This window comes from Rhizobium sp. BK602, assembly GCF_014195095.1.
Taxonomy (GTDB): Bacteria; Pseudomonadota; Alphaproteobacteria; order Rhizobiales; family Rhizobiaceae; genus Rhizobium.
This window is the reverse complement of record NZ_JACIBC010000003.1, coordinates 57,966-83,474: the sequence shown is the minus strand read 5'-3', so window position 1 is coordinate 83,474 and position 25,509 is coordinate 57,966. Positions and strand designations below refer to the sequence as shown.

The 25,509-nt window shown below is 62.7% G+C and carries 23 protein-coding genes and 1 riboswitch; of the genes, 13 read left to right on the top strand and 10 right to left on the bottom strand.

The genetic code is table 11. The features are described 5' to 3' along the window. Window positions 1-134 precede the first annotated feature (134 nt). From FHX11_RS10800 to FHX11_RS10785, 4 genes are all read left to right on the top strand, one after another. Window positions 135-2,450, top strand: a complete 2,316-nt coding sequence (locus FHX11_RS10800; protein WP_184357622.1) for an alpha-L-rhamnosidase — start codon at window positions 135-137, stop codon at window positions 2,448-2,450. Window positions 2,451-2,495: 45 nt separating this feature from the next. After that, the gene (locus FHX11_RS10795; protein WP_184357621.1) at window positions 2,496-3,779 is read left to right on the top strand and encodes an extracellular solute-binding protein; all 1,284 of its coding nucleotides are present in this window, start codon (window positions 2,496-2,498) and stop codon (window positions 3,777-3,779) included. A 64-nt stretch (window positions 3,780-3,843) separates the two neighbouring features. After that, window positions 3,844-4,722: a sugar ABC transporter permease gene (locus FHX11_RS10790; protein ID WP_184357620.1), complete on the top strand. Its 879-nt coding sequence runs from the start codon at window positions 3,844-3,846 to the stop codon at window positions 4,720-4,722. After that, window positions 4,719-5,546: a carbohydrate ABC transporter permease gene (locus tag FHX11_RS10785; RefSeq protein WP_184357619.1), complete on the top strand. Its 828-nt coding sequence runs from the start codon at window positions 4,719-4,721 to the stop codon at window positions 5,544-5,546. Before FHX11_RS10790 ends, FHX11_RS10785 begins: the two co-directional genes overlap by 4 nt. Before the next feature lie 94 nt (window positions 5,547-5,640). On the opposite strand, the gene FHX11_RS10780 is transcribed toward FHX11_RS10785, so the two are convergent. Both FHX11_RS10780 and FHX11_RS10775 read right to left on the bottom strand, forming a co-directional pair. Further along, on the bottom strand, window positions 5,641-6,783 hold the full coding sequence (locus tag FHX11_RS10780) for a M20 family metallopeptidase (protein WP_184357618.1): 1,143 nt from the start codon (window positions 6,781-6,783) through the stop codon (window positions 5,641-5,643). Between the two features lie 69 nt (window positions 6,784-6,852). Then, window positions 6,853-7,878: an AraC family transcriptional regulator gene (locus tag FHX11_RS10775; RefSeq protein ID WP_184357617.1), complete on the bottom strand. Its 1,026-nt coding sequence runs from the start codon at window positions 7,876-7,878 to the stop codon at window positions 6,853-6,855. 157 nt (window positions 7,879-8,035) lie between these two features. Here FHX11_RS10775 and FHX11_RS10770 point away from each other — a divergent pair, with 157 nt between their 5' ends. Genes FHX11_RS10770 through FHX11_RS10755 form a run of 4 tightly spaced genes read left to right on the top strand, consistent with a single transcriptional unit; the run spans window position 8,036 to window position 12,183 of the window. Then, window positions 8,036-9,127, top strand: coding sequence for an efflux RND transporter periplasmic adaptor subunit (locus FHX11_RS10770; RefSeq protein WP_184357616.1), 1,092 nt, complete (start codon window positions 8,036-8,038; stop codon window positions 9,125-9,127). After that, window positions 9,117-9,824, top strand: a complete 708-nt coding sequence (locus tag FHX11_RS10765; RefSeq protein WP_184357615.1) for an ABC transporter ATP-binding protein — start codon at window positions 9,117-9,119, stop codon at window positions 9,822-9,824. Before FHX11_RS10770 ends, FHX11_RS10765 begins: the two co-directional genes overlap by 11 nt. 4 nt (window positions 9,825-9,828) lie before the next feature. After that, window positions 9,829-10,980 (top strand): ABC transporter permease, encoded by a 1,152-nt coding sequence (locus tag FHX11_RS10760; RefSeq protein WP_184357614.1) that lies wholly within the window; start codon window positions 9,829-9,831, stop codon window positions 10,978-10,980. 3 nt (window positions 10,981-10,983) lie between these two features. Then, window positions 10,984-12,183 carry an FtsX-like permease family protein gene (locus tag FHX11_RS10755; RefSeq protein WP_184357613.1) on the top strand — a complete coding sequence of 400 codons (1,200 nt, stop codon included), beginning with the start codon at window positions 10,984-10,986 and terminating at the stop codon, window positions 12,181-12,183. A gap of 107 nt (window positions 12,184-12,290) precedes the next feature. On the opposite strand, the gene FHX11_RS10750 is transcribed toward FHX11_RS10755, so the two are convergent. The 3 genes from FHX11_RS10750 to FHX11_RS10740 form a co-directional block, all read right to left on the bottom strand. Further along, entirely contained in the window at window positions 12,291-12,725 is a 435-nt protein-coding gene (locus FHX11_RS10750; RefSeq protein ID WP_184357612.1) for a CBS domain-containing protein, read from the bottom strand. A 153-nt stretch (window positions 12,726-12,878) separates the two neighbouring features. Continuing rightward, a complete protein-coding gene (locus FHX11_RS10745; protein WP_184357611.1) occupies window positions 12,879-13,106 on the bottom strand; it encodes a hypothetical protein in 228 nt (75 codons plus the stop codon). A gap of 213 nt (window positions 13,107-13,319) precedes the next feature. Further along, window positions 13,320-14,648: a dicarboxylate/amino acid:cation symporter gene (locus tag FHX11_RS10740; protein WP_184357610.1), complete on the bottom strand. Its 1,329-nt coding sequence runs from the start codon at window positions 14,646-14,648 to the stop codon at window positions 13,320-13,322. 216 nt (window positions 14,649-14,864) lie between these two features. On the opposite strand from FHX11_RS10740, the gene FHX11_RS10735 reads away from it, so the two are divergent. After that, window positions 14,865-16,739 carry a sensor histidine kinase gene (locus FHX11_RS10735; RefSeq protein WP_184357609.1) on the top strand — a complete coding sequence of 625 codons (1,875 nt, stop codon included), beginning with the start codon at window positions 14,865-14,867 and terminating at the stop codon, window positions 16,737-16,739. Continuing rightward, on the top strand, window positions 16,736-18,100 hold the full coding sequence (locus tag FHX11_RS10730; RefSeq protein ID WP_184357608.1) for a sigma-54 dependent transcriptional regulator: 1,365 nt from the start codon (window positions 16,736-16,738) through the stop codon (window positions 18,098-18,100). The genes FHX11_RS10735 and FHX11_RS10730 overlap by 4 nt, the downstream gene beginning before the upstream one ends. Window positions 18,101-18,166: 66 nt before the next feature. On the opposite strand, the gene FHX11_RS10725 is transcribed toward FHX11_RS10730, so the two are convergent. From FHX11_RS10725 to FHX11_RS10715, 3 genes are all read right to left on the bottom strand, one after another. Then, window positions 18,167-19,783, bottom strand: coding sequence for a hypothetical protein (locus FHX11_RS10725; RefSeq protein WP_246780954.1), 1,617 nt, complete (start codon window positions 19,781-19,783; stop codon window positions 18,167-18,169). Between the two features lie 218 nt (window positions 19,784-20,001). Continuing rightward, on the bottom strand, window positions 20,002-20,877 hold the full coding sequence (yghU, locus tag FHX11_RS10720; protein ID WP_184357607.1) for a glutathione-dependent disulfide-bond oxidoreductase: 876 nt from the start codon (window positions 20,875-20,877) through the stop codon (window positions 20,002-20,004). 579 nt (window positions 20,878-21,456) lie between these two features. Beyond that, window positions 21,457-21,603: a DUF1127 domain-containing protein gene (locus FHX11_RS10715; RefSeq protein WP_184357606.1), complete on the bottom strand. Its 147-nt coding sequence runs from the start codon at window positions 21,601-21,603 to the stop codon at window positions 21,457-21,459. Window positions 21,604-21,848: 245 nt separating this feature from the next. Beyond that, window positions 21,849-21,945, top strand: a riboswitch (TPP riboswitch). Window positions 21,946-21,991: 46 nt separating this feature from the next. Here FHX11_RS10715 and thiM point away from each other — a divergent pair. The 3 genes from thiM to thiD are packed head-to-tail and all read left to right on the top strand — an operon-like array spanning window position 21,992 to window position 24,293. Next, window positions 21,992-22,795 (top strand): hydroxyethylthiazole kinase, encoded by an 804-nt coding sequence (gene thiM / locus FHX11_RS10710; RefSeq protein WP_184357605.1) that lies wholly within the window; start codon window positions 21,992-21,994, stop codon window positions 22,793-22,795. Next, window positions 22,792-23,427, top strand: a complete 636-nt coding sequence (thiE, locus tag FHX11_RS10705; protein ID WP_184357604.1) for a thiamine phosphate synthase — start codon at window positions 22,792-22,794, stop codon at window positions 23,425-23,427. Before thiM ends, thiE begins: the two co-directional genes overlap by 4 nt. Further along, the gene (thiD, locus tag FHX11_RS10700; RefSeq protein WP_184357603.1) at window positions 23,424-24,293 is read left to right on the top strand and encodes a bifunctional hydroxymethylpyrimidine kinase/phosphomethylpyrimidine kinase; all 870 of its coding nucleotides are present in this window, start codon (window positions 23,424-23,426) and stop codon (window positions 24,291-24,293) included. Before thiE ends, thiD begins: the two co-directional genes overlap by 4 nt. Here thiD and FHX11_RS10695 read toward each other — a convergent pair. Together FHX11_RS10695 and FHX11_RS10690 are read right to left on the bottom strand one after the other, a co-directional pair. Continuing rightward, window positions 24,233-25,105 (bottom strand): undecaprenyl-diphosphate phosphatase, encoded by an 873-nt coding sequence (locus tag FHX11_RS10695; RefSeq protein WP_184357602.1) that lies wholly within the window; start codon window positions 25,103-25,105, stop codon window positions 24,233-24,235. The two genes, thiD and FHX11_RS10695, sit on opposite strands and share 61 nt — an antisense overlap. 112 nt (window positions 25,106-25,217) lie before the next feature. Continuing rightward, entirely contained in the window at window positions 25,218-25,430 is a 213-nt protein-coding gene (locus FHX11_RS10690) for a hypothetical protein (protein WP_184357601.1), read from the bottom strand. Between the last annotated feature and the right edge of the window lie 79 nt (window positions 25,431-25,509).

Below are 25,509 nucleotides of genomic sequence, written 5' to 3'. Positions count from 1 at the left end.
CCCAGACTTCCCCAGCGAGTCACGCGACCCCATGCAAATCCACCATGACAGAAGGATAGCAAATTTTCTATTGCGTGGCCGAGAAAAATGTAGAACGTTATACGGAGAACGTTCTACACAAATGGGAGGATTTGATGAACTTTCAGCCATCGGCCATCAGGAGTGAGCGGATATCGCGCGAATGGGCCGGCGAGATGATCGCGCCGCTTTCGGATGGCGGTCAGGGAACGACGGCAAGTTTCATCGCCAAGACCTTCCAACTTGACGGCCCGACGGCGCCCATCGAGCTTTTCATCTCGGCGCAGGGCCTCTATCGCTGCTTCATCAATGGCAGGCGCGTCGGTGACGATTTGCTGACGCCTGGCTGGACGAATTACGACGACCGCATCGCCTATCAGCGCTATGACGTGACAGATCTCCTCACGTCAGGCAAAAACCGCATCGAAATCTGGCTTGCCGACGGCTGGTATCGCTCGCCGCTGATGTGGAAGGCCATTCCCGATTGCTGGGGCGACAGGACCGCGGCGATCGCCGATATGGTCGGACCGGCCGGCGTCGTTCTTGCCACCGATACGAGCTGGCGCAGCGGCCTGCTGCCGATCCGCAAATCCGGTATCTATTTCGGCGAAATCTACGATGCCCGCCGGGAGACGCTTTCGGAAACCCACGGAACCGAGAAGCTCGCCTTCGACAAGGGATTGCTCGTTGCCCACGAGACGGCGCCTGTCAAGGAACTGCAGCCCATCGCCCCGATCGAGACATGGACCGACGCGGAAGGCCGGACGATCTATGATTTCGGCCAGAATGCCGGCGGCTATGTACGCTATACGGTTCGCGGCTCGGCTGGCGCCGAAGTGCGCGTCGAGCATTCCGAGGTTCTGGGACCGGATCGCTATTTCGACAACCGCAACTATCGTACCGCCCCGGCGCACACGATCTATACGCTGCGCGGCAGCGGCGATGAAACCTACGCGCCCTCTTTCACCTTCCAGGGTTTCCGCTATGCCCGGATAACGATCGAGGGCGATGCGAAAATCGTCGAGATCGCCTCGGTGCCGATTTCGTCGGTTCCCAAGCCTGCCGGCAACTTCACTTCGGGCAATGCTCTCGTCAACCGGCTGGTCGAGAATACCATCTGGTCGCAGCGCGCCAACTTCATCGAGGTACCCACGGATTGCCCGCAGCGCGACGAGCGCCTCGGCTGGACCGGCGACGCCCAGGTGTTTGCCGCAACCGCCTGCTGGCTGACCGACAGCCAGTCGTTCCTCCGGAAATATCTGCGCGACGTGATGGCGGACCAGCGCCCGGATGGCGCGGTGTCGCATTTTTCGCCGGACCCGACGCGCCTGCATCCGGAAAACTTCCCCGGCTTTGCCGGCTCCACCGGCTGGGGCGACGCGATCGTCGTCATCCCCTGGGTGCTTTACACGCATTATGCCGATCGCGCGGTTCTCTCCGAATGCCTGGACGCCATGGTGCGCTGGGTGGATTTCGTCTGGTCGATCTCGGACGGCCCGCTCGTGCGCCCGCCCTCGCATTGGGGCGATCGCGGCTTCACCTTCGGCGACTGGCTGCAGCCGATCGGCGACAACCGCAAGCCGCGCCCGACCATCGCGGACGATTGCGCGGCAACGCTCTATCACTTTATTTCAAGCGATCTTCTGGCCAAAATCGCTGCCATCCTCGGCGATCGCCCACTCGAAGAGCGCATGAAGGCACGCGCCGAACAGATCCGGCAGGCATTCGCGAATGAATTCATTGCGCCTTCGGGTCGCCTTGCCCATAACGACCAGACATCCTATGCGCTTGCCTTCCTGTACGATCTCATTCCCGCCGAGCATCGGGACGCGGCCAAGCGGCATTTCCGACAGGTGGTGATCGATGCCGACTACAAGATCGGTACCGGCTTCATCGGCACGCCTGCCCTGCTGCCGGCACTGACGAAACTCGGCATGGACGATCTCGCCGAAAAGGTCTTCCTTCAACAGGATGTGCCGGGCTGGCTCTATCAGGTGGCACAGGGTGCAACGACGATCTGGGAGCGCTGGGATGCGCTGGCGCCCGACGGCACAATCTACGATCCCGACATGAACAGCTATAACCACTATGCCTATGGCGCGGTCTGCCAATGGCTGTTCGAAAGCGTCGCCGGCATTTCACCGAGCCCGCAGGCGCCGGGCTTTGCCGAGGTGATCGTCGATCCCGCACCCATTCCGGCGATCTCGCCGGTCAGTGCCTATCATGATGTGCGTCAGGGTCGTATCGAAGCCGCGTGGGAGTGCCACGGCAACGAGATACGCTACAGGCTGACGCTGCCGGAAGGCTGCACCGGGCGCTTCAAGCCGGGGCAACGGCATCGCAATGCATCCATCGCCGGAAAACAGATCCTCGGGGAGGAGGTTCTGGGTTCGGGAACGCACGAGATCGTCTTCACGCTTCCCGAGTTCTAAGCCGCACACTGGAGTCCATGTCTCATCGTTCGGAGGAGGAACGTCATGACAAAGCATATCGGCGTCATTCTCGCAGGCGCATCGGCGCTCGTGGCATTGATCGCAGCAGGCCCGTCACAAGCGGAAACCAAGCTTTCCTTTCTGATCGACAACAGTCCCGACACGGTCGCGGCCGCCGAGGCGCTTGTTGCAGCCTATGAGAAGAAGGACCCGGATGTGTCGATCGACATCGAACAGCGGCCGGGCGGCGGCGAAGGCGACAACATCATCAAGACGCGCCTTGCGACCGGCGAGATGACCGATGTGTTCCTCTACAATTCCGGCTCGCTGATGCAGGCACTCAAGCCGGGGCAGACGCTGGTCGATTTGAGCGGGCTGCCGTCGCAGGCGAACGTGAACGAGAGCTTCAAGGCGGTGGTGCGCGCCGAGGGCAAGGTTTACGGCGTTCCTTTCGGCACGGCCCAGGGAGGCGGCATCCTCTACAACAGGAAGATCTATCAGGAACTCGGGCTCTCCGTTCCCAAGACTTGGGCCGAGTTCATGGCCAACAACGAAAAGGTGAAGGCAGCCGGCAAGGTGGCGGTCGCACAGACCTATCGCGACACTTGGACATCGCAGCTTTTCGTTCTCGCCGACTATTACAATCTCAATGCCGCCGTGCCGAATTTCGCCGAGGACTACACCAGCAACAAAGTCAAATACGCCACGACGCCGGCGGCGATGAAGGGCTTCGAGCATCTGAAGGAGGTGCATGACGCCGGTCTGATGAATGACGATTTCGGCGCCGCCAGCTATGATGACGGGCTGAGAATGGTGGCGACGGGCGAGGCGGCGCATTATCCGATGCTGACCTTCGCGATCGGTGCTCTCAAGCAGGACTACGCCGACAATCTCGGCGACGTCGGCTTTTTTGCCCAGCCCGGAGACGACGCCTCGAAGAACGGCCTGACCGTCTGGATGCCAGCGGCCGTCTACATCCCCGTCGCCAGCAAGCATGTCGAGGAAGCGAAGAAGTTCGCGGATTTCGTCGGCAGCATCGAAGGCTGCAAGATCATGATGGCGACCAATACCGTGCAGGGTCCATCCCTGGTCGATGGCTGCCCCCTGCCCGCCGACGTGCCGCCCTCGGTCAAGGACATGCTTCCCTATTTCGAGACGAAAGGCCTGACGACGCCGGCATTGGAATTTTCCTCGCCCATCAAGGGACCGTCACTGGAACAGATCACCGTCGAGGTCGGCTCCGGCATTCGCCAGCCGGCGGATGCCGCAGCACTCTATGATGATGACGTCCGCAAGCAGGCAAAACAGCTCGGTATCCCCAACTGGTAGCCCTCTTCGGGAATACCGGCCTCGCCTTTCGAAGGCGAGGCTTCACCCGAACGCAGAGGGAGCCATGACCGAGACAAGCCGACGCTCGCATAAATCGCCCTACCCCTTGTGGTTCTTCCTTCCGGCCGCCGCCATCTACGGCGTGCTGTTCCTCGTGCCCACGATCTCGTCGCTGTGGTTCAGCCTGACGCGCTGGGATCTTACGACGGCGGAATTCATCGGACTGGAGAACTTCCGGCAGTTCTTTTCCGAACCCTTCCTCGTCCAGGGCCTGGTGAACACGCTGATCTATGCCGTCACGACCTCGGGGCTGAAGACGGTCTGCGGCCTGCTGCTGGCCGTGCTTCTCACCGGCAATATCTTCGCCCGAGGTTTCCTGCGCACGGTTGTCTTCTTTCCCGTGCTGGTCTCGACCATCGGCATCGGCATCACCTTCACGGTGATGATGCATCCGACGCGGGGCATCATCAATGTCGCGCTCGAAACCCTTGGCATCCCCGGTCCGGGATGGCTCACCAATCCGGCACTGGCGCTCTTTTCCGTGGCGCTCGTCGACCTCTGGAAAGGCGTCGGTCTCGCCACGCTGATCTTCATCGCCGGCATAACCGCGATCAGTCCGGATTATTACGAAGCGGCCCGCATCGACGGCGCGACGCGCTTCCAGCAATTCTGGTGCATAACCTTGCCGCTGGTGCGCCCGGCTACCGTCACCGTCGTCACCCTCTCGCTGATTGGCGGGCTCCGGTCATTCGATCTCATCTGGGCCATGACACGCGGCGGACCGGGCTTTTCATCCGACGTCATCGCCTCGGTCATCTACAAGCAGTACCAGGCCGGCTTCTACGGCCTGTCGACCGCCGGCAACGTCATCCTGTTTGCGCTGATTGCCATCATCATCCTGCCCCTTACCCTGTGGTTCAACCGGCGCGAGGTCGAAGAATGAGAAAGATGCGGCCCTATATCGTCGGAGTGATCTCGCTGGCCGTCGCCATGGTGATCTTCGTCCTGCCCTTCGTTTTCGTCCTGCTGCAGGCGGCAAAATCGAAATCCGAAGCTTCCCGGCTGAATTTCGGCCTGCCGGAACAATGGCTGCTGTGGGACAATCTGGTCGCGGTGTTCAAGGCGCGCGATTATCAGCTCGTTCTCGCCTATTTCAACTCCACGCTGATCACCATCGTCTCGGTCGCGATCCTGATCCTGCTGTCGGCCATGGTCGGCTATATCATGCAGCGGCGCAGGACGGGCTGGAATGCCGTCGCGTCGGTGGCGCTGTTCATGGGGCTGATGATGCCGCCCGCCGTCGTACCGACCATCGGGCTGCTGCAGGAACTCGGCCTGTTCAAGACCATCACCGGCATGATCCTGATCCAGGTCGCCTACAATCTTTCCTTCTCCACGCTGCTCTACCGCTCCTTCATCGCGACGATCCCGCGCGACCTCGATGAAGCCGCGCGGATCGACGGTGCCAAGCCATGGCAGATCTTCTTCCGGGTCATCCTGCCGCTATTGAAGCCGGTGACGGTCACCAACATCGTCGTACAGTCGATCGCGATCTTCAACGACTTCACCAATCCGCTCTACTATCTGCCCGGCAAGGAGAACGTCACCGTGCAGCTCACGCTCTATAACTTCCAGAGCATGTATACGAGCCAGTACAATCTGCTCTTCATGAACATCCTGCTCGTCACCATCCCTCCGCTGATCGTTTTCATCTTCTTCAACCGGCAGATCGTGGCGGGCATGACGGCCGGCGCGGTGAAGGGTTAACGACCTGGCCGAACTCACGCTGAGACAGGTCCGCAAGGGCTTTGGTGCGCCGGGCATCGCGTCTCATCGTGACAAAGGACGAAGCAAGCCTTCGTCAGCCAAGCGTCAGCATCAGATTGGCGAGCAGCGCTGTCCGCGGCGCGATGCTGCTGACATAGATATATTCGTCGAACGTATGCGCGCCGGCACCGTCGGCACCCAGCCCATCGAGTGTCGGAACGCCGAGTGCCGCAGTAAAATTGCCGTCCGAACCGCCGCCGGTGCTGACGCCGACCAGCGTGATCCCGAGTTCGGCGGCGATGCCGGCGGTATGGTCGAAGAGCCGCTTGCCCTCTTCCGATTGTGCGAATGGCGGCCGGTTGAAGCTGCCGCTGATCTCGATGGAAATATCCGGATCGACCGGCTTCATCGCCTCGATCCTGCCGAGGATCTCCGTCGCCGCCCCGGCGTCCGGCAGGCGCACATCCACCTGCATCCGGCATTCGGCCGGTACGGTGTTGCGTCCCGTTCCGCCCTGGATCGTGCCGACCGTCACGGTGACGCCGCGATCGGGATCGTTGAGCGCCTCGAGTTCCAGCACCAGCCTTGCCGCGGCGCGGATGGCGCTGCGGCCATCCTGAGGTCTGGTGCCGGCATGGGAGGCGCGGCCGCGCAGGACGATGTCGTACATGGCCACGCCCTTGCGCGCGACGACGATCTTGCCGCCATCGCGGGCCGGCTCGACCACCAGCGCAGAGCCGGCATTGCGGGCGTAGTCTTCGATCAGCGCGCGGGAGCTGACGCTGCCCATTTCCTCGTCGGGCATGAACAGCAGATCGACAGGAAGCTTCGAGCCGTGTTTGACCGCGAGCTTCATCGCCTCCAGCGCCATCAGCGCGCCGGATTTCATATCGTAGATGCCAGGCCCATAGAGGCGGTCGCCCTCTTGGCGCCAGGGCAGCTGGTTCTTGATCGTGCCGGCCGCATGAACCGTGTCCAGATGGGCTAGAATGAGCGTGCTTTTCTGGTTGCTGCCGGCGGGGCGTGGGGAACGCACCGCCAGAATATCGCCGAAACCCAATGTTCCGGGAGTGCGCTCGGTCACCAGGCCGGCTTCCCTGGCTAACGCCTCGACACGATCGACCAGCCGGTTCACGGCCTCGGCGTCCGGTGTATGGGTTTCGATCTCCACCCAGCGCCGCAGTTCCGAAAGCAGCGCGGTCTGGTCGATGTCATCGGCGGAAATAGCAAGGGTCATGAAGATGTCCGGGTGTGAGAATACGGGCGGGTGAGCGACGTCGGATAGTAAGCAGTCCCGGCGCAAGTGCTACACGGAATTTGCGGAATAGGCGCATTTTTCCCGCCAGGCGACCGGCGTCATATCGGTGACGCGGCGGAATTCGCGGTTGAAGTTGGATTTGGTCTGGAAGCCGGATTCGAGCATGATCTCGGTGACCGACAGATCCGTTTCGGCAAGCAGGCGGCAGGCTTCGGCAATCCTGTAGTCGTTGACATATTGCGAGACGTTCTTGGCCGTGGTCCGGTTGATGGCCGCCGAGATGCGGCGTGACGGGATGGCGGCCTTGCGAGCCAGACGCTCGAGGGTGAGATTGACATCCCGGTACAGCCTCTTTTCCTGCATCAGCTCATGAATCCTCGCAGCCGTATCCCTGTCTTCGGCCGTATCGATCGCAGGCGGCATCTCCGCCATCTCGCCGGCCGCCGAATTGCGGCTGGCGGCGGCCGCGGCCGTGCCGAGTACGAATAGGCCGACGACATTGGCGACGCTGACGATCAGGCCGACATGCGTGCCGCGATTCCACCCGAAATCAAACAGCACGGCAGCATCGATCACGGCCGAGAAGCATAGGGCGGCAGCGGCGAAGACCACCGCGCGATGAGCCGGTTGCGCCGCTTCGAAAGGCGCCAGGCGCAATATGTCGGGACCGGCGCGCAAGAGCCATAGCAGGGCCAGGGCATAGGTGATCTGAATAAGGATCATCGCGATATCGATGGCCTCCCGCCAGGCGAAGGCCAGCACCGCGATGACGATGGCGGGAAAGCTGTAGAAAGCAACGAGCGCGGGGCCTCGTCTCGGCGTATCCGCGCCCAGCTTGCGTACGCCGGCATAGATCAATGGCGGCATGACCGTCGGAATGACGAGCGCGACATAACCGAACCACTGCAGGCCATACCCCAGGCGCAGGCCGACGAGAACCGATTGCACCGCGCACAGCAGAAGCAGGGCAAGGAAGGGCCGGTTCGCCGCCAATTCATCATCGCGCCGCGCCACGACCGCAAATAACAGCAGAAGCAGCAGCGCAACGACGAACGGCAATGGCACGAACAGCATGGAACCTTCCTTGAACGGTCATATCCGCCGTCACTATGGCCTGACTCGCGGCATCCGGCGATCCAGATCGCGATCCGGGACGTCCTAAATCGCGATCCAGGTCGCACCGGGCGCCCCGGCGGCGGAAAATCACGCCGTCAACGCCTGGAGACCAGCCATGAATGCAGAAGCGACTATCGCGAACCGGCTTCGCTCACTGTCGATCGAGCGCAACGAAATACCGCCGGCCGCACCTTTGGCAGCCCATCGCCTTCCCCGGCGCCGGACGATGCTGGCGGTCGTGGCCGTGGGATCCGCTCTGGCCGCCTATACGTCGCCCATGATCATCAACGGGCTTTCGAAGGATACGGCCGAGCATGTCGCTTCGGTGCCACAGGCAGCGCCGGCAACCGCATCGATGCCACGCGACCTCGCTCCCGCACCCACGGCAAACCGAACCGTGATCGGTTCCGGCTATGTCATCGCCGAAAGGATGATCACGCTCAGGCCGGAGATCGGCGGCAAGGTGAGCGAGCTGCCGCTGGATGTCGGCGACCGTTTCATCGCCGGACAGCTGATTGCAGGCCTGGATACGACGACGGACGAGATCGAACTCAGGATTGCCCGGTCGCAGGCGATGGGTGCAGAGGCATCCGTGCGCCGCGGAGAGGTATCTCTCGCGCAAGCCCGCAAGACCCTGGAGCGCACGCGGCTGCTTTCCGAACGCGGCGCGGCATCGGTCAGCAGCCTCGACAGCGACAACCTCGCCGTTCTGCAGCTGACCAGCGATCTCGATGTCGCCCGCCAATCGGCCGAAACCGCCCGCCTGCAGGTGGCGACGCAGGAGAGAAACATGGCTCTCCACCGGATTGTCGCACCCTTCGACGGCATCGTCGTCAACCGGCTGGTCGGCCTCGGAGATATGGTTGCCTCTGGCACGGACGGCGGCGGACCACGCGACGGGATCGCAATCCTTCTCGACCCGGCCTCCCTGGTGATCGACGTCGATGTCGCACAATCCAATGCCGTACGGATCAAGCCCGGTCAGACGGCAACAGCCGTGCTCGATGCTTTCCCCGACCGGCCCTTGAGGATGCGGGTACGCACGATCGTGCCGGCGGCATCGCTGCAGAAAGGCACAGTGACCGCCCGGCTTGAATTCACGGCACCCCCTACGGGCCTACTCCCGAACATGGCGGCGAAAGTCACTCTCAACACCGCCGATCTCGAAACGAGCACAAACGAAAAAGGAGCGACAGATGGACAGTGAAACACCCATGCAAGACGACGGCATTTCGATCCGCGATCTGCGCAAGAACTACCGGATCGGCAGCAATGTCGTGACGATCTTCTCCGAACTGAACATGAGCATCGATGCCGGCGATTTCGTCGCGATCATCGGCCCTTCCGGCTCCGGTAAATCGACGCTGCTGAATCTCATCGGCGGCATCGACCGTCCCGATGGTGGCGATATCGGCTTCGGGCATGCACGCATCAGCCATATGAGCGAAAGCGCGCTCGCGAAATGGCGCGGCGCCAATGTCGGCTTCGTGTTCCAGTTCTACAATCTGATGCCGATGCTGACGGCCGAACAGAATGTCGAGCTTCCCCTGCTTCTGACGAAGCTCACCGCCCGCCAGCGTCGCGAACGGGTCGAAACGATCCTGTCGCTCGTCGGCCTTGCCGACCGACGCAAGCACCTGCCCTCCGAACTTTCTGGCGGACAGCAACAGCGCATCGGGATTGCAAGGGCGCTGGCAAGCGATCCGAAACTGCTCCTCTGCGACGAACCCACAGGCGATCTCGATCGAGACTCCGCCGAGGACGTACTCGCCATGCTGCGCATCCTCAACGCGGACCTCGGCAAGACCATCATCATGGTCACGCATGACGACCGCGCCGCGCGTTCCGCCAAGCGTATCCTGCGGCTGGACAAGGGCAAATTCGTTGAACGGGAGGCTGCGTAAGCCCATGAACCGCTTCACTCTCCTCAAACGGACCATCGCACGCAAACCGGTGCGCAGCCTGCTCCTGATCGCCAGCATCGCCATCGCCTTTTCCATCCAGCTTGTACTCACGAGCTTCGAACGCGGCTTCCTCGGCGGCGCCGTGGTCTCGGAGCGGCTAATCGTCACCAACAAGGTCGGCGACGCACTCCCCCTGCCGATCAGCTACTACGACAAGATCCAGGCTCTGCCCGGCATAGCTGCTGCAACCTACATGGCGCGCAGCCGCGCGACTTACCGAGACCCGACGAACTTCCTCGGCTTGACGGCCGTGGAGCCGCAGACTTTCGCCGCCTTCATCGACGATCAATACGACATCCCCGCCACCGCCCTCGCCCGCTTCGGTGAACTGCGCAACGGCGCCATCGTCGGCCGCAGCATCGCCGCCCAGGAAGGCTGGGCGACCGGTCAAACGATCACGCTGCATGCGTCGAATTTTATCAAGGCGGGCGGCGGTTCGGACTTCGAATTCGAGATCGTCGGCATATTGGACGGCAAGCAGTCCGCCGACACGCATTTCGTCATGGCGCGCTATGATTACATCGACGCCGATCGCGACGCCGATCGCGACACGGTGAGCGCCTTCGGCATCGTGCCAAAGAAGGATGTCCGCGCCGACGATGTCATCGGAGCGGTCGATGGGCTCTTCGCCAATTCCGCCTTCGAGACCCGGACGCGGACCGAGACCGAATTCATGCGAGCCTTCGTCGCGCAGTTCGCCGATGTCGCGACCATCGTGCGCCTGGTGGTCGGCGTTGCCTTCGTTACCATCCTGATGATCGTCGCCAACACCATGTTCTTCGCCATTCGCGAGCGAACAAGGGAGATCGGCGTGCTGAAGGTGCTCGGCTTTTCGCGGCGCTCGATTCTCGGCGCGGTGCTGCTGGAGACCTTCGCCCTGTTTGCCGCCGGCCTCTGCCTCGCTCTCGGGTTCGCCTACACGGCGATCTCGATGCTGCGCGAACCGCTTCGCACCATCGTGCCCGACCTGATGCTGACGCCCCAGGTCATTGTCGAAGCCGTCGCCCTCGCCGCCCTGCTGGCCTTGGCAACGGGTGCAGCACCGGCATTCAACGCCATGCGCATCCCGCCAAGTGCCGTTTTGAGAGAAAGATAAGATATGAGCACGATCCTGCGTCAGTCCCTCGCTCTGACCCTCTCCAATCTGAAATCGATCCGCCGGCGACTGTGGATCTCGCTTTCCCTGGTGCTTTCCGTGGCGATGGTCGTCATCGTCCTTCTCGGCTTCCTGGCGATGTCCAACGGATTCCGGACATCCCTGCAGGCCGGTTCGAGGGACATTGCCATCGGCCTCGGCAAAGGAGCTGCAACCGAGCTTACCAGCCGGATCGAGCCCTCCCAGCTCCATTTCCTCGACGGCGCCGCCGCTATTGCAATCGATCGGACGGGCGCCCGGGTGATATCGCCGGAGATGGTCATGCCGGTCGAGGTCGCGGAGAAGGGCAACGGCATGCTCTCGACACTGTCGCTGCGCGGCATCGGTCCATTCGGCCTCGCCGTGCGCCTGGACATGCGCATCACGCAAGGCCGGATGTTCCATCCCGGCGCAGCCGAAATCGTCGTCGGCCGCCGGCTGAGCCTCGATTATGAGGGGCTGGAGATCGGCAAGCAGCTCGCTCTCGGCACATCGAAATGGACCGTCGTCGGCATCTTCGATGCCGGCGGATCGGTCTTCGAATCGGAGATGCTGGCGGATATCGAGGTGGTGCGGACCCTGTTCAACCGGCCCAATCTCATCCAGAGCGTCCGGCTCAAGCTTGCGACGCCGGAAGCCCTGCCGGCGCTGCAGGCCCTGGCGGCAGGCATGCCGCAGATCGGGCTCACCTTGCGCTCGGAACAGGATTATTTCGCGGGACTCGCCGAACATACGTCGAGGCTGGTCCTGCTTCTCGGCTGGCCGCTGGCGATCACCATGGCCGTCGGCGCCGTCATCGGCGCCATGACCACCATGTTCAGCTCCGTATCCGACCGCAGCACCGAGATCGCCACCGTCCGGGCGATCGGGTTCAGCCGGCGCGCGGCCTTTGCCGGTACGTGGATCGAGGCAATGGCCCTCACCTGCCTCGGCTGTGCCCTCGGCATCGCCTTCTCCTACCTCGTGCTCGATGGTTGGGCCGCATCCACGATGAGCCAGGACCGCACCAGGATCGGCTTTCAGCTCGCCCTGTCTCTTCCACTTGTCATGAAGGCGGTCTGGCTGTCGTTGGTGATCGGCGCCGTCGGCGGTGCCTTGCCTGCGGTGGCGGCAACGCGCATCCCGCTGCGGCTGGCAATGAGCGGTCGCGCGCAAGCCAGCTGATGGCATCATGAGAGAGATCGCCGGGCCGCGAGCGCGTACCCGGCGATCCATGTCGTGCTACGGAGACGTTCCCATGCGTTCGACAAGCGGCGATGCACGATACCGGCTCATACCGTCTGGTTATGTTCTCCGCCACGGCGCGAAATACCGCTCAACGCCTCGCCGGCACTGCCATTGGCATGGGCGACGGCGATATCGCCGAGCGACAGGATGCCGACCAACCGCTTGCTATGATTCAGCACCGGCAACCGCCGGACCTGGATGTCGCCCATGTTGCGGCAGACATCATCGATCTCTTCGTCGTCGAAGCAATATTTGACGTCCGAGGTCATCACGTCACGCACCTTGGCTTCCGGTCCCTTGCCCATGGCAACGGCCCGAATGGCGATATCGCGATCGGTGATCATGCCGACCAGATGGTCATGGTCGGCGACGGGCAGGATGCCCGCGTCGAGATCCGCCATAGCCTGAGCGGCCTGCAGGATCGTCTCGTCGGGATTGGTCATGCGCACATCATGCGTCATGGCGTCGCGAACTTTCATCGGTTCCTCCATCGTCGGACGCCGTGTGCGACCGGTGACGCGTCAGCGTCGGGCGGCGCCCATTTCCCCGCTGTCGCGATGCCCCTTCCGAGGGCCTGATACGACAACAAACAAAGCGCCGAACGGTTCCGATGATCCCGTCGATATTTTCGTCTACATCTCGTATTCGTCATCCTCGTCGGCGGAAAGCAGCTCCACCAGCTCGGCCACCTTGCCGCGTGGCAGGCTTCGGCCCTCGCCGATCAAGGCCTCATCGCTGTTGACCCAAGCCCAGGCCTCGGCGAGCTCACCGGGCGTCGCGCCGGTCGCAGACAGAGCGGCCATCAAGGTCTGGTCGACCGGACCGAGTATGGCAGCGATATCCTGTGCGGTTATGGTCATGCTCGTTCTCCCGAATTGTCGAAGCCGCGGCCCCATCCTCCCGCGAGCGGAACGAAATCCTGTCGGTTTTGTTCCTGCCTTCGAGCAATCGCAATGGATCGTCGGAGGCTGAGAAGTCGCTCCTGGCGCAACATGGCCACTATCGGGGCGCTGAAATTGAAAACGGCCCCCGTTGGGAGGCCGTTTCAAGCGGTCGGAAAGCAGTTGTCGGCCTTATTCGGCAGCCTGCAGCGCGGGCGTCTCGATGTCCGAGGTCAATCTGCCCGCCATGGCGTCGGCAAACTTCGCCTGATCGAGTTCGTTTTCCCAACGGGCAACGACGATGGTCGCGACCGCGTTGCCGACGAAGTTGGTGAGCGCGCGGCATTCCGACATGAAGCGGTCGATGCCGAGGATCAGCGCCATGCCGGCGATCGGAACCGAAGGCACAACAGCGAGCGTGGCGGCCAGCGTGATGAAGCCGGCGCCGGTGATGCCCGCGGCACCCTTGGAGCTCAGCATCGCCACCAGCAGCAACAGGATCTGGTCGGCGAAGGACAGCGGCGTGTCGGTCGCCTGCGCGATGAAGAGCGCGGCCAGCGTCATGTAGATGTTGGTGCCGTCGAGGTTGAAGGAATAACCCGTCGGGATGACGAGGCCGACGACGGAGCGCTTGCAGCCGGCGCGTTCCATCTTGTTCATCAGACCCGGCAGCGCCGCTTCCGAAGAGGAGGTGCCGAGGACCAGCAGCAGCTCTTCCTTGATGTAGCGGATCAGGGCCAGGATCGAGAAGCCGTTGTAGCGCGCGACCGCGCCGAGCACGACGAGCACGAAGAAGATCGACGTCAGATAGAAGGTGCCGATCAGGAAAGCCAGATTGGCGATCGTGCCGATGCCGTACTTGCCGATGGTGAAGGCCATGGCACCGAAGGCGCCGATCGGCGCGAACTTCATCAGGATCGAAACCATGCGGAAGATCGGCGTGGTCAGCGCCTGCAGGAAGTCGACGACCGGGCGGCCGCGTTCACCGACAGCGCCCAGCGCGATGCCGAAGACGACCGAGAAGAACAGCACCTGCAGGATGTCGCCCTTGGCGAAGGCGCCGACGATGGTGTCCGGAATGATGTTCATCAGGAAGCCGACGACGGAGGCATCATGGGCCTGGGCGGCATAATTGTTGACCGCCTTGGTATCGAGCGTCGCGGGATCGATATGCATGCCGGCGCCCGGCTGCACGACATTCGACACGATCAGGCCGACGATCAGCGCCAGCGTCGAGAAGGTCAGGAAGTAGATGAAGGCCTTGCCGACGACACGGCCGAATTTCTTCAGATCCGACATGCCGGCGATGCCGGTCGTAACGGTCAGGAAGATGACCGGCGCGATGACCATGCGGACCAGCTTGATGAAGGCATCGCCGAGCGGCTGCAGCGATGTGCCGAGCTGCGGATAATAATGGCCGAGCAGGATGCCGGCGGCGATAGCGGTGAGAACCTGCACATAGAGGTGCCGGTAAAAGGGAAGTTTGCCGCGAGTCTCGGCGGCAGCGATGGGAGCAATCATGATGTCCTCCGTTGTGCCCAACCGATCTCTCGGCCCTCCGGGCAAAGACTAAACCTTAACAGCCTCCGACTGTTCGGCTCGTCGTTGCAACATGCGTGCCAAATGCAGTGCGAATTGCAACGCACTGATTCAAAACGCTCTTTTCTAATGGGTATGATTGCGGCCAGAGATTTGTGCGATTATCCGCACAGATTGATTTGCAGCGCGCGCGAAATCATGCACAATATGCGCATGCTGCAACGGCCGGTTACGGAACAATTTTCAACGCCAGAGCAACTGGGCCGGCGCTCCCGCCGCGTCTGGCTTGTCTTCGCGTTTTTCTGCGCCGTCATCATTGCGGCCGCGCTTTATGGTGCAAGCCTTTACGGCCGCATCAAGGCGATGGAGACGCTGCAGGTGCAGGGTCATACCGATGCGAACCTGAAGGTCGCGCTGTTGCGAGCGGTCCTGGAGCGGCCGCGCGCCCTGCCGCTGCTCTTGGCGGACGATCTGCAGGTGCAGAATGCGCTCGCCTCCAAGGGCGAAGCCGTCAACACCGTCGACCGGAAACTGGAAAGCCTCGTTTCAGGCACCAAGGCCTCGGTGCTCTACGTCACCGGAAAAGACGGCATCGCAATCGCCTCGAGCAATTGGCGCGAACCCTTGAGCTTCGTCGGCAACGACTATTCCTTCCGTGACTATTTCAGCCGGGCGATGGAATGGGGAGCCGCCGAGCATTTCGCGCTCGGCAATGTCAGCAATCGTCCCGGCCTCTACATTTCCCGTCGTGTGGGCGATGCCGCCTCGCCGCTGGGCGTCGTCGTGGTGAAAATGGAATTCGACCAGTTGGAGGCCGACTGGAGCGAGACCGGCCGTCCCGCCTATGTCACCGACGAGCACGGCATCGTGCTGATCACCAGCATTCCCTCGTGGCGTTTCATGACGGCGGAGCCGTTGGCATCCGCCGATCTCGCCGCCATCCGCAGAAGCCGGCAATTCGGCGATGCGCCCCTGGCGCCGTTGCCGATCTCGCGGCCCGAGCCTGTCGGCCCGGATGCCTCGATCGTGCGGGCCATACTGCCCGGCAGCAGCGCTGCCGAATATCTGCAGCTGACGACGTCCATTCCGTCGACGCCCTGGCGGCTGACCTATCTCGTTCCGACCGATCAGGCGATTGCTTCGGCCGTTCGCGAGACCCGTTTCCTGACGTTGACCGCGCTCGTGCCGATCCTCGCGATCGCCGCCTTCCTGCTCTGGCGCCGCCACGTCTCGGCCATGCAGATCGCCATCAGCCGGCTTGCGCGCGAGGAGCTGGAACGGCGCGTGCTTGAGCGAACCGAGGATCTGAGCCAGGCCCGCGATCGCCTGGAGGCGGAGATCGCCGATCATCGGACGACGGAGGCGAAGCTGCAGGTCGTGCAGCAGGAACTGGTGCAGGCCAACCGCCTCGCCATTCTCGGCCAGGTCGCCGCCGGTGTCGCCCATGAGATCAATCAGCCGGTCGCCACGATCCGCGCCTATGCCGACAACGCCCATATCTTCCTGGACAGGTCGCAGCTTCAACCGGCCAAGGAAAACCTATCCTCCATCGCTGCCCTCACCGAGCGGATCGGCACGATCACCGAGGAGTTGAAGGCCTTCGCCCGCAAGGGCCGCAGCGCGCCGAAGCCGGTGGAACTCCGAAGCGTCATCGAAGGCGCGGTCGTCCTGCTCAGGAGCCGGTTTGCGGGGCGGCTGGACGCTCTGGTGATTGACCTCCCGCCGGTCGGACTTACGGTCATCGGCACGCGCATCCGTCTCGAGCAGGTGCTGATCAATCTGTTCCAGAACGCGCTGGAGGCGCTGGAGGGGCGCGACAACGCCAAAGTCGAGGTGTCGGCGCGGGAAACGGATGACGGCGTCGAAGTGATCGTCGCCGATAACGGCCCCGGCATCCCCGCCGCCATTCTGCAATCGCTGTTCACGCCCTTCAATACCTCGAAAGAACAGGGTCTTGGCCTGGGTCTGGTCATTTCCAAGGATATCGTCGCCGATTATGGCGGCCGTATCGACGTCGAAAGCAGCGAAAGCGGCACCCGTTTCACCATCCACCTGCGCAAGGCAATGTCATGAGCGACGCGTCCCCAGTCCTTCTCATCGATGACGACAAGGAACTGCTGAAGGCCACAAAGCAGACGCTCGAGCTTGCCGGCTTCGCCGTCTCGGCCTTTTCCACGCCGCTGGACGCGCTCGCGGCGCTGGAGCCCGGCTTTGCCGGCGTCATCGTCTCCGATATCCGCATGCCGCAGATGGACGGACAGCAGCTCTTTGATCGCGTCAAGGAACGGGACGCCGATCTGCCTGTGATCCTCGTCACCGGCCATGGCGATATTCCGATGGCGGTCAAAGCCATTCAGGACGGCGCCTATGATTTCATCGCAAAGCCCTTTGCCACCGACCGCCTGGTGCAGAGCGTACGGCGCGCGGCGGAAAAACGCCGCCTCGTTCTGGAAAACCGGTCGCTTCGCATCGCGGCCGAACAGGCGCAGGGCGACCTGCCGCTGATCGGCCAGACGCCGGCGATGGAGCGGCTGCGCCATACGCTGCGGCAGATCGCCGATACAGATGTCGATGTGCTGGTGACCGGCGAGACCGGCAGTGGCAAGGAAGTGGTCGCAGGCCTGCTGCATCGCTGGAGCCGGCGGGCGAAGGGCAATTTCGTCGCGCTCAATTGCGGTGCCTTGCCGGAAACCGTCATCGAGAGCGAGCTTTTCGGCCACGAACCCGGTGCCTTCACCGGCGCGCAGAAGAAGCGCGTCGGCCGCATCGAACATGCCAGCGCCGGAACGCTATTTCTCGACGAGATCGAGAGCATGCCGCCCGCCATTCAAGTGCAGATGCTGCGCGTGCTGGAAATGCGCGAGGTGACGCCGCTTGGCACCAACGAGGTGCGTCCGGTCGACCTTCGCGTCGTCGCCGCCGCCAAGGTCGATCTTGGTGATCCGCAGCAGCGCGGCGATTTCCGCGAGGATCTTTATTACCGCCTCAACGTCGTCACCATCTCCATCCCGCCGCTGCGCGAACGGCGAGACGATATTCCCCTGCTCTTCGGCTATTTCGCCGAGCGGGCCGCCAGCCGCTTCAGGCGCGATGTGCCGACCATGTCCGCAGCCGTGCGCCGCCACTTGCTGCAGCATAGCTGGCCGGGCAATGTGCGCGAGCTGTCTCACTTTGCCGAACGCTTCGTGCTCGGTCTGGAAACAGCGGTCACCCAGGCGCCGAGCGAGCCACCAGCCAGCGACACGACGCTGCCGCTCCCTGCCCGCGTCGAGCGCTACGAGGCCGACCTCATTCGCGAAACGCTCGCACAAAATGCGGGCGACGTCCGCCGCACCATCGAGGCGCTCGGCATTCCCCGCAAGACCTTCTACGACAAGCTGCAGCGCCACGGCATCGTCAGAAGCGAGTTTGCGGGATTCGAGGCGAACGGCTAGAGCAATTTCAGGAAAAGTGCGGTTCAGAGTTTCCGTGGAAAGCTGAACCGCTCCAGCGTCCGTGCCTCAGGAACCCGAAGCGTGGATTGCGACTGGTCCGCAGGCCAATTGCGCAGCGACGTGGGCTGTCCGGTCCAGCGCTGCCATCGCATCGGAGACCAGGCTGTCGAGTGCTTCGGCACTCTCACTCGCTTGCACGATCAATGGCGCGCTGAGACATATCCTCAAGGCGCTGGCCGGCATATCGCCGAAATCGGCGCAGCGAACGGGCTGGCCGAGGCGCACCGGCGCCACGCCGGGCTCTTCCATGGCAAGCGCCTTGTAGACATCAGCCGTTTCCGCCGCAGGCAAAAAGCCGCCTCGATGAGGATCGCGGAGGTAGAATGAGAAGATCGATGGTATGTCGTCCCAATGCGTCGCATCGCTCCGCGGACGCAAACACATCCGATCCAGCACCCGTGTATCGAGTGGCTCGAAAGCGCCGTCTTGCTTGAGGCGGGCGTTAACCGCTCCCGCAAATGTCGAAAGCACGGCTCTCACCTTGTCTTGCGGTAGACCGGCAAAGCGCTCGAGTTCGAACAGAGCCGCCTTCCAGCGCAGAAGCAGCCCGAAATTGGCGCGGCGCGGCAGCGCTTCGCGGGCTGTCCAACCCTCCGGCCAATCGTCCTTCGCGCAGTAATCCGCAAGGGCCGCCGGCAGTTGCTTCCGCTTCAGCCGCGCCGACCATTGCGGCGGGCACAGCAGCGCGCCGCTGAAAATCGGGCCGGCCAGGAATTTCGATCCCGTCAGCGCCACCAGGAAACCGCGATCGAGATAGGCGCGGATCGTGGCGGCGGAAAGTCTGAACTGGCAGGCGTCGATCATGATGTCAAGCATGGCGCCGAAGCGTGCCTGCAGGCGGAAGACCGTTTCGAGACCCGGCGCCAGCAGGCCGGTCTTGGACACATCCGTGACGACCAGAAGGCATCGAAGGCCGGCGGCACGGGCAAGCTCGATGAGCCCGCGCAATTCCTGCTCGACCTCCTCCTCGCTTCGCAACGTGCCGTCGGCATGGCGCGCCGGGACAGTGGTGTTTCGCGTCGCATGGCCGGGGCTCAGTTCCTCGCCCTTTGCGACCAGCCGCTCGCTGCTGACACGGGTCATGAAATGCCGGCCGGCGGCGGCGGCCATGACCCCGCTCCCGGTCTCGTTGCCCATCAGCGTGATGGTCATCAGGGTTTGATCATTCTCGCGCGCCAGAAGTGACGCCGCGAAAAGATGGATGTCGGTGCCGGAGGTCGCCATGACCGCATCGATCCGCCGCTCGCCGGCGTCGAGGCCGAGCAGATGCAGGAGATCGGCGCGCATGCGCGCCATTTCCCGCGCGTAGATGTCGGCGGCGGGATGGATATCCAGATCGCGCTGCAACCGATCGTAATAGGCGCCGACGACGTCGAAAGCCGCAGCGGAAATGGTCGATGCGGTCGAGGAACCGAAGGCGAGATCGAGCGGCCGGGGCGACGGTCCATGGCCATACATGTTGAGGCCGGTCACCGGGTCGCAATCCAGCCTCTCGTCTCCGCCGGAAATCAGGCAATCGAGAAACGCTCGATCATGCCGGCCCACGCTCTCGGATGCACGCGCACTTCCTCCCTCCCCGTTCAGGGCCTGGATGGAGACGTGATCGTCCGAGATGTTCAGCATGTTAAGCATTCCCCTTGCCGTGCCGGAAATGAATCGCTCAGGACGAGCGCATCGATCCCCATGGAGCCATCGCGATGGCGACGGCTGGCGATCGACATTAGGCAAGACAAGATGGAGCGAGGCTGACGTGGCGACCGAAGAGCCGGCACGAAAGCGGATACGAAAAGCCCGCCGCCTTGACGGCGACGGGCTCGAAGATGCGTCTGGAGATGATGCGCTCAGCCCGCGACCGCGACCTTGTCCTGGGTCTTGGTGTCGAAATCGCTGGCGTCGTGACGCTCATGCAGCTGGTCGGCGGGATCGCCGGACAGGCGATTGACCTTCCGGCCGCGCTTGACGGCCGGCCGCGCGAAGATCGCATCGGCCCAGCGCTGCACGTTCTTGTAATCCTGTACCTGCAGGAATTCGGCCGCGCCATACTGCCAGCCCTTCACGAGACCGCCATACCAGGGCCAGACGGCGATATCGGCGATGGTATAGTCCTTGCCGGCCAGATATTCGCTTTCGGCGAGACGACGATCGAGAACGTCGAGCTGACGCTTGACTTCCATGGCGAAGCGGTCGATCGCATATTCGATTTTCGTCGGCGCATAGGCATAGAAGTGACCGAAACCGCCGCCAAGATAGGGCGCGCTGCCCATCTGCCAGAACAGCCAGGACAGGCATTCGGCGCGAGCCGGCTGCTCGGTCGGCAGGAAAGCGCCGAACTTCTCGGCGAGATAGGTCAGGATCGAACCGGATTCGAAGACCCGGATCGGCGTTGGGCCGCTGCGGTCGAGCAAGGCCGGTATCTTGGAATTCGGATTGACATCGACAAAACCGCTTCCGAACTGGTCACCTTCACCGATCTTGATCAGCCAGGCGTCGTATTCGGCGCCGCTATAGCCGAGCGCCAACAGTTCCTCGAGCAGGATGGTGACCTTCACGCCGTTCGGTGTACCCAGCGAATAGAGCTGAAGAGGATGACGCCCGACGGGCAATTCCTTTTCATGCGTCGGCCCGGCGATCGGGCGGTTGATGTTGGCGAACTGGCCACCGTTGCCCTTGTTCCAGACCCAGATCTTCGGTGGCGTGTAATCGGCAGAATCGGTCATGCTCAAACTCCTGATATCCGGCGGGTACGATTGCGTCGCACCGCTCGATCTAGCGCGTTCTACCGTCCGCACATAGGGGGCATGATGGGTTTTTGCGAGAGGGCGAGAACACATTGTCGTCAAAATTCGAGCGGCGTCGCGACCGGGCTGTGCGCAGTCGCAGTCTTCTCAAACCCAGGAACATCAATACTGCGACGGCAAGCGGATTCTTCTCGGCAAAAACGAAAAAGCCTGCCGCGGGAGGAGGTGCGGCAGGCTTTCTAGAAGAACCGAACAGCAGCTGGGAGGAGGAGTGCTGCTGTTCCCGCAGGCGACCTTGGGAGGAGGAGAAGAGCGCCTGCAAAGCGAAGGATGCGGGAGGAGGTGCATCGCTTCGATGGATATGACTATACACTAGAACTGCTCACTTGATAGGCATTTATTTGCAGGGCAGCTATGCGTTATGCGAAAAGCGGGAGGCTGACCACTGCATGCCTCCGCTGTGAATACCAAGGCCCATCAGGCAGCTGCACAAAACAAAAGCGCCCGCTGGGAAAGCAGGCGCTTGCAGGCATGGGTACAGATCGGCGTGTGCGGCCGTTAGCGGGCGACGGCAGCCCGGGCGACGTTGCGGATTTCGCTACGGCCGATACCGAGGTCATGCAGTTCGCGGGTAGACATACGGCCCAGCTCGGAGACCGTCTGACGATACTTGAGCCAATTGTTGAAAGAGCGTGCTACGTTCATGATGATCCCCTTTCTTGGGCATTCGAAGCTGGGCTGCCGTGCTTGGCGCTCCGTCCGCTTCGATGGGTTGGATATAGTGCGAAACCGTTGTGATTTGCATAGCTAAGACATCACTCCACCCATGCAATTCACGCATAGATTATCGAGCTTGCCGGGCACTCGCGCCTGTCTCGATCGCCGCCCATCGAAACGCGCCCGACGATTTTCGGATGACAGGTGAGCCGTTCTCTGCGAGAAGGGTGGTGATTGAGAGACAGGGGCGCCCGTCGCGTGACGGGCTGAGAAGAACCCTTCGAACCTGAACCAGATAATGCTGGCGGAGGGAGTCGCTCGGGGCCTTGCTACCGGTGCCGCCCCTTCGCGTCCTGCCCCGCCCGAAAGGGGCACTATGCAAAACCAGATCACTCCCGGCTCTCTGCTCGCCGCCATGCGGGCCGACCCACCGCTGGTGCAATGCATCACCAATTTCGTGGCGATGAACATCGCCGCCAATGTGATGCTGGCCGCCGGCGCCTCGCCCGCGATGGTTCACAGCGAAGAGGAGGCCGGCGAATTCGCGACGATCTCCAGCGCCTTGACCATCAATATCGGCACCTTGTCGCCCGCCTGGCTGGCCGGTATGAAGGTGGCAGCGCGGGCCGCGACTAAGGCGGACAAGCCATGGGTTCTCGATCCCGTCGCCCACTATGCCACCGCCTATCGGCGAAAAGCGGTCATTGAACTTCTGGAACTGAGACCAACGATCATCCGGGGTAACGCCTCGGAAATCATCGCGCTTGCCGGCGGCGTCAGCCGTGGCCAGGGCGTCGACAGCCGGGACCCCGTCGAACTGGCGGCAGACTCGGCCTGGCACCTGGCCAGCCAGTATCAGGCGGTCGTCGCGGTCACGGGCGAGACGGATTTCGTCACTGACGGAAACAAGGCATGGCGGATCGAAGGCGGATCGGTCCTGATGCCAAAGGTGACCGCGCTCGGTTGCGCGCTGACCTGCCTCATCGGCGCCTTCGCCGCGACAAGACCGCAAAGCCCGCTCGAGGCCACGGTTGCGGCCCTTGCCGTCTTCGCCGTCGCCGGCGAGCGAGCGGGCAACGAGGCGGCCGGACCCGGCTCGTTTTCCTGGCACTTTCTCGACGCGCTGGCGGCACTCGATGGAACAGCGCTCGACGCGCACGCAAGGATAATCCCGGCATGAAAACCTTCGATCTTTCGCTTTATCTCGTCCTCGATCCGGCGCTTTGCGCCGATATCGGCATGGTGGAGACAGCGCGCGCCGCTGTCGCCGGCGGTGCGACCATCGTGCAATTGCGCGACAAGCGGGCCACGACGGCAAGCATGATCGAAACCGGCCGCGCGCTGAAGGCGGTACTCGCCGGCACCGGTGTTCGCCTCATCGTCAACGACGATGTCGAGACAGCGGTTACGATCGGTGCCGACGGCCTGCATATCGGGCAGGAAGACATGGACGTGCAAACCGCCCGCCACTTGATCGGCCCCGATATGATCCTCGGCCTTTCCGTGGAAACGCCGGAGCTTGCCGCCGCGATCGATCCCGCCATCGTCGATTATGCCGGCATCGGCCCCGTCTTCGCAACGGCGACGAAACCGGATCACAAGCAGCCGATCGGCATGGCCGGCCTGTCCCGCATCATCGATCTCTGCCCGGTTCCCTCCGTCGCGATCGGCGGCCTGAAAGCCGAACATGCGGCAGGTGCTTTTTCGGCCGGTGCCGACGGCATCGCCGTGGTCTCCGCCATATGCGGCAAGCCCGATCCTCGAGCGGCGACAGCCGAGATCGCGATAGCAATCAGAAAGGCACGGCCATGATCAGAAACGTTCTTTCCATCGCCGGCTCCGATCCTTCCGGTGGCGCCGGCATCCAGGCCGACCTGAAGGCTTTTTCGGCGCGCGGCGTCTATGGCATGGCAGCGTTGACCGCGCTGACGGCCCAGAACACACAGGGGGTTTCCGGCGTTCATGCGGTGCCGGCGCAGTTCGTTGCCGAGCAGATCAGGGCGATTTTTGCCGATGTGCGCGTCGATGCCGTCAAGATCGGCATGATCGCAACTGCCGAAATCGCCGAAGTCGTCGCGGATGCGTTGGTGCCGCATCGAGATATTCCCATCGTGCTCGATCCGGTGATGATCGCCAAAGGCGGCTCACCGCTGCTCGCGGCAAATGCCGTCGATGTGCTGACCCGACGGCTTCTGCCGCTTGCGGCCTTGCTGACACCCAATCTGCCCGAAGCCGCTGCACTTCTGCATGAGCCAGAAGCCACGGACCGCGAGACAATGGCTCGTCAAGCAAAAGCGCTATTGCGGCTCGGCCCACTGGCCGTCCTGATCAAGGGGGGACATCTTGAAGGCGGCGAAAGCCCGGATGTGTTGGCCAGCTCGACCGGTTTGACCTGGTTCGAGGCAAGCCGCATCCCGACGAAGAACACGCATGGCACCGGCTGCACTCTGTCCAGCGCCCTGGCCGCTGAGCTCGCCAAGGGCGCGACGTTGGCGGAGGCCGTTGCCGTCGCCAAACAGTATCTCGCCGGCGCTGTCGCAGCCGCCGACACGCTTTCGGTCGGCAGCGGTCATGGGCCTGTCCAGCATTTTCATGCGCTATGGCCGGATGGGGAAGCTCAATTCCAGCCGAGGGCAAGCACACCAAACAGGATGACCACGCCGAGGCCGGCACGGTAGATGACGAAAGGCCAGGTGGAGAAACGCTCCAGAAAGCGCATCAGACCCCAGATCGTCACGAAGGACGAGATCGCGCCAACGATCAGACCCACCGCAAGCACCGACCATGCTTCGGCCGGGATATGCGCCTTGTAGAGCACGAAGAGCTCCCGCAAGCCTGCGAGCGCAATCGCCGGCAGCCCGAGGAGAAACGAGAAACGGGCCGCCTCCTCACGCTTGAGACCGAGGAAAAGAGCGGCCGTCAGTGTCGAGCCGGAGCGCGATACCCCGGGGATCAGAGCGCCGACCTGGGCAATGCCGACGATCACCGCATCCATGATGCGCATTTGCCCGGTATCCTTGCGGTGCCGGCTGGAAAGCTCCGCCAGGGCCAGAAGAAGCGCCATGACCAGACAGGCGACACCAATGACCCAGAGGCTGCGCAGGGAGGTCCCGCAGGCATTCAGGGTCGAGGACAGCAACAGGCCGGCGATGACGATCGGAACCGTCGCAATCACGATGGCAAGCGCCAGCAGCAGCGATGGCGAGCGCCAGTCCCCATGCCGTATGGCATCCACCGAGCCGACGGTGACGGAACGCACGTCGCTCCAGAAATAGGAGACGATGGCGGCCAGGGCGGCAAGCTGCATCGCCGCGGAGAAGGCGGAGCCTGGGTCCTGCCATCCGAGCAAGGCCGGAACGAGCCGCATATGGGCGGTCGACGACACCGGCAACAGCTCGGTCAGGCCCTGAACCACGCCAAGTATGGCTATCTTGGCATAGCCGAGGGCCACGAAGCCCGTATCGACGCCCTGCGTACAAACATCCGCCATATCTTCGTTACCTCGTCTTTCGCTCCCACGAGGCCGGCAAGGCGCAACTGATCGATGCGGGGCGCCGGCCCGGTCGAGAGCCGGAGTTAGCTTTCTGTGGCTTTCCTGAACTCTACTCGTCTTCGTCCGGCAGGGCCTGCATATAGCGAATAACGCCGTAGAAGGCGCCACACAGGATGAGCGCCGCGATGACATGATGAATGTCGTGCATCATCGCGTGATGATGCCGCAAGGCGAGAGACAGGATGTTGTAGGTCATGATGGCAATTGCCGTCATGACCAGCGCGAGAACGAGCGCCATGTTCCGATGATTGAATCTAGCCATCACACACCTCTTTCTTCCGATGTCCGGACGGCGGCACATGGCCGGCGAATTCGGACAGGCCGAGCCGGAAACCTCCAGC

What these genes read in the sequence shown, in the direction of transcription:
- FHX11_RS10775 (WP_184357617.1), bottom strand. Translation starts at nt 7,878, where the DNA reads ATGCTGTTCGTGCCATTGCCGTTCGTCGTTGCGCTGCTGCTTCTGCTG.
- FHX11_RS10790 (WP_184357620.1), top strand. Translation starts at nt 3,844, where the DNA reads ATGACCGAGACAAGCCGACGCTCGCATAAATCGCCCTACCCCTTGTGG.
- FHX11_RS10765 (WP_184357615.1), top strand. Translation starts at nt 9,117, where the DNA reads ATGGACAGTGAAACACCCATGCAAGACGACGGCATTTCGATCCGCGAT.
- yghU (WP_184357607.1), bottom strand. Translation starts at nt 20,877, where the DNA reads ATGACCGATTCTGCCGATTACACGCCACCGAAGATCTGGGTCTGGAAC.
- FHX11_RS10780 (WP_184357618.1), bottom strand. Translation starts at nt 6,783, where the DNA reads ATGACCCTTGCTATTTCCGCCGATGACATCGACCAGACCGCGCTGCTT.
- thiE (WP_184357604.1), top strand. Translation starts at nt 22,792, where the DNA reads ATGAAAACCTTCGATCTTTCGCTTTATCTCGTCCTCGATCCGGCGCTT.
- FHX11_RS10740 (WP_184357610.1), bottom strand. Translation starts at nt 14,648, where the DNA reads ATGATTGCTCCCATCGCTGCCGCCGAGACTCGCGGCAAACTTCCCTTT.
- FHX11_RS10770 (WP_184357616.1), top strand. Translation starts at nt 8,036, where the DNA reads ATGAATGCAGAAGCGACTATCGCGAACCGGCTTCGCTCACTGTCGATC.
- FHX11_RS10730 (WP_184357608.1), top strand. Translation starts at nt 16,736, where the DNA reads ATGAGCGACGCGTCCCCAGTCCTTCTCATCGATGACGACAAGGAACTG.
- FHX11_RS10755 (WP_184357613.1), top strand. Translation starts at nt 10,984, where the DNA reads ATGAGCACGATCCTGCGTCAGTCCCTCGCTCTGACCCTCTCCAATCTG.
- FHX11_RS10745 (WP_184357611.1), bottom strand. Translation starts at nt 13,106, where the DNA reads ATGACCATAACCGCACAGGATATCGCTGCCATACTCGGTCCGGTCGAC.
- FHX11_RS10695 (WP_184357602.1), bottom strand. Translation starts at nt 25,105, where the DNA reads ATGGCGGATGTTTGTACGCAGGGCGTCGATACGGGCTTCGTGGCCCTC.
- FHX11_RS10690 (WP_184357601.1), bottom strand. Translation starts at nt 25,430, where the DNA reads ATGGCTAGATTCAATCATCGGAACATGGCGCTCGTTCTCGCGCTGGTC.
- FHX11_RS10760 (WP_184357614.1), top strand. Translation starts at nt 9,829, where the DNA reads ATGAACCGCTTCACTCTCCTCAAACGGACCATCGCACGCAAACCGGTG.
- FHX11_RS10735 (WP_184357609.1), top strand. Translation starts at nt 14,865, where the DNA reads ATGCACAATATGCGCATGCTGCAACGGCCGGTTACGGAACAATTTTCA.
- FHX11_RS10725 (WP_246780954.1), bottom strand. Translation starts at nt 19,783, where the DNA reads ATGCTGAACATCTCGGACGATCACGTCTCCATCCAGGCCCTGAACGGG.
- thiD (WP_184357603.1), top strand. Translation starts at nt 23,424, where the DNA reads ATGATCAGAAACGTTCTTTCCATCGCCGGCTCCGATCCTTCCGGTGGC.
- FHX11_RS10795 (WP_184357621.1), top strand. Translation starts at nt 2,496, where the DNA reads ATGACAAAGCATATCGGCGTCATTCTCGCAGGCGCATCGGCGCTCGTG.
- FHX11_RS10785 (WP_184357619.1), top strand. Translation starts at nt 4,719, where the DNA reads ATGAGAAAGATGCGGCCCTATATCGTCGGAGTGATCTCGCTGGCCGTC.
- FHX11_RS10715 (WP_184357606.1), bottom strand. Translation starts at nt 21,603, where the DNA reads ATGAACGTAGCACGCTCTTTCAACAATTGGCTCAAGTATCGTCAGACG.
- FHX11_RS10750 (WP_184357612.1), bottom strand. Translation starts at nt 12,725, where the DNA reads ATGAAAGTTCGCGACGCCATGACGCATGATGTGCGCATGACCAATCCC.
- thiM (WP_184357605.1), top strand. Translation starts at nt 21,992, where the DNA reads ATGCAAAACCAGATCACTCCCGGCTCTCTGCTCGCCGCCATGCGGGCC.
- FHX11_RS10800 (WP_184357622.1), top strand. Translation starts at nt 135, where the DNA reads ATGAACTTTCAGCCATCGGCCATCAGGAGTGAGCGGATATCGCGCGAA.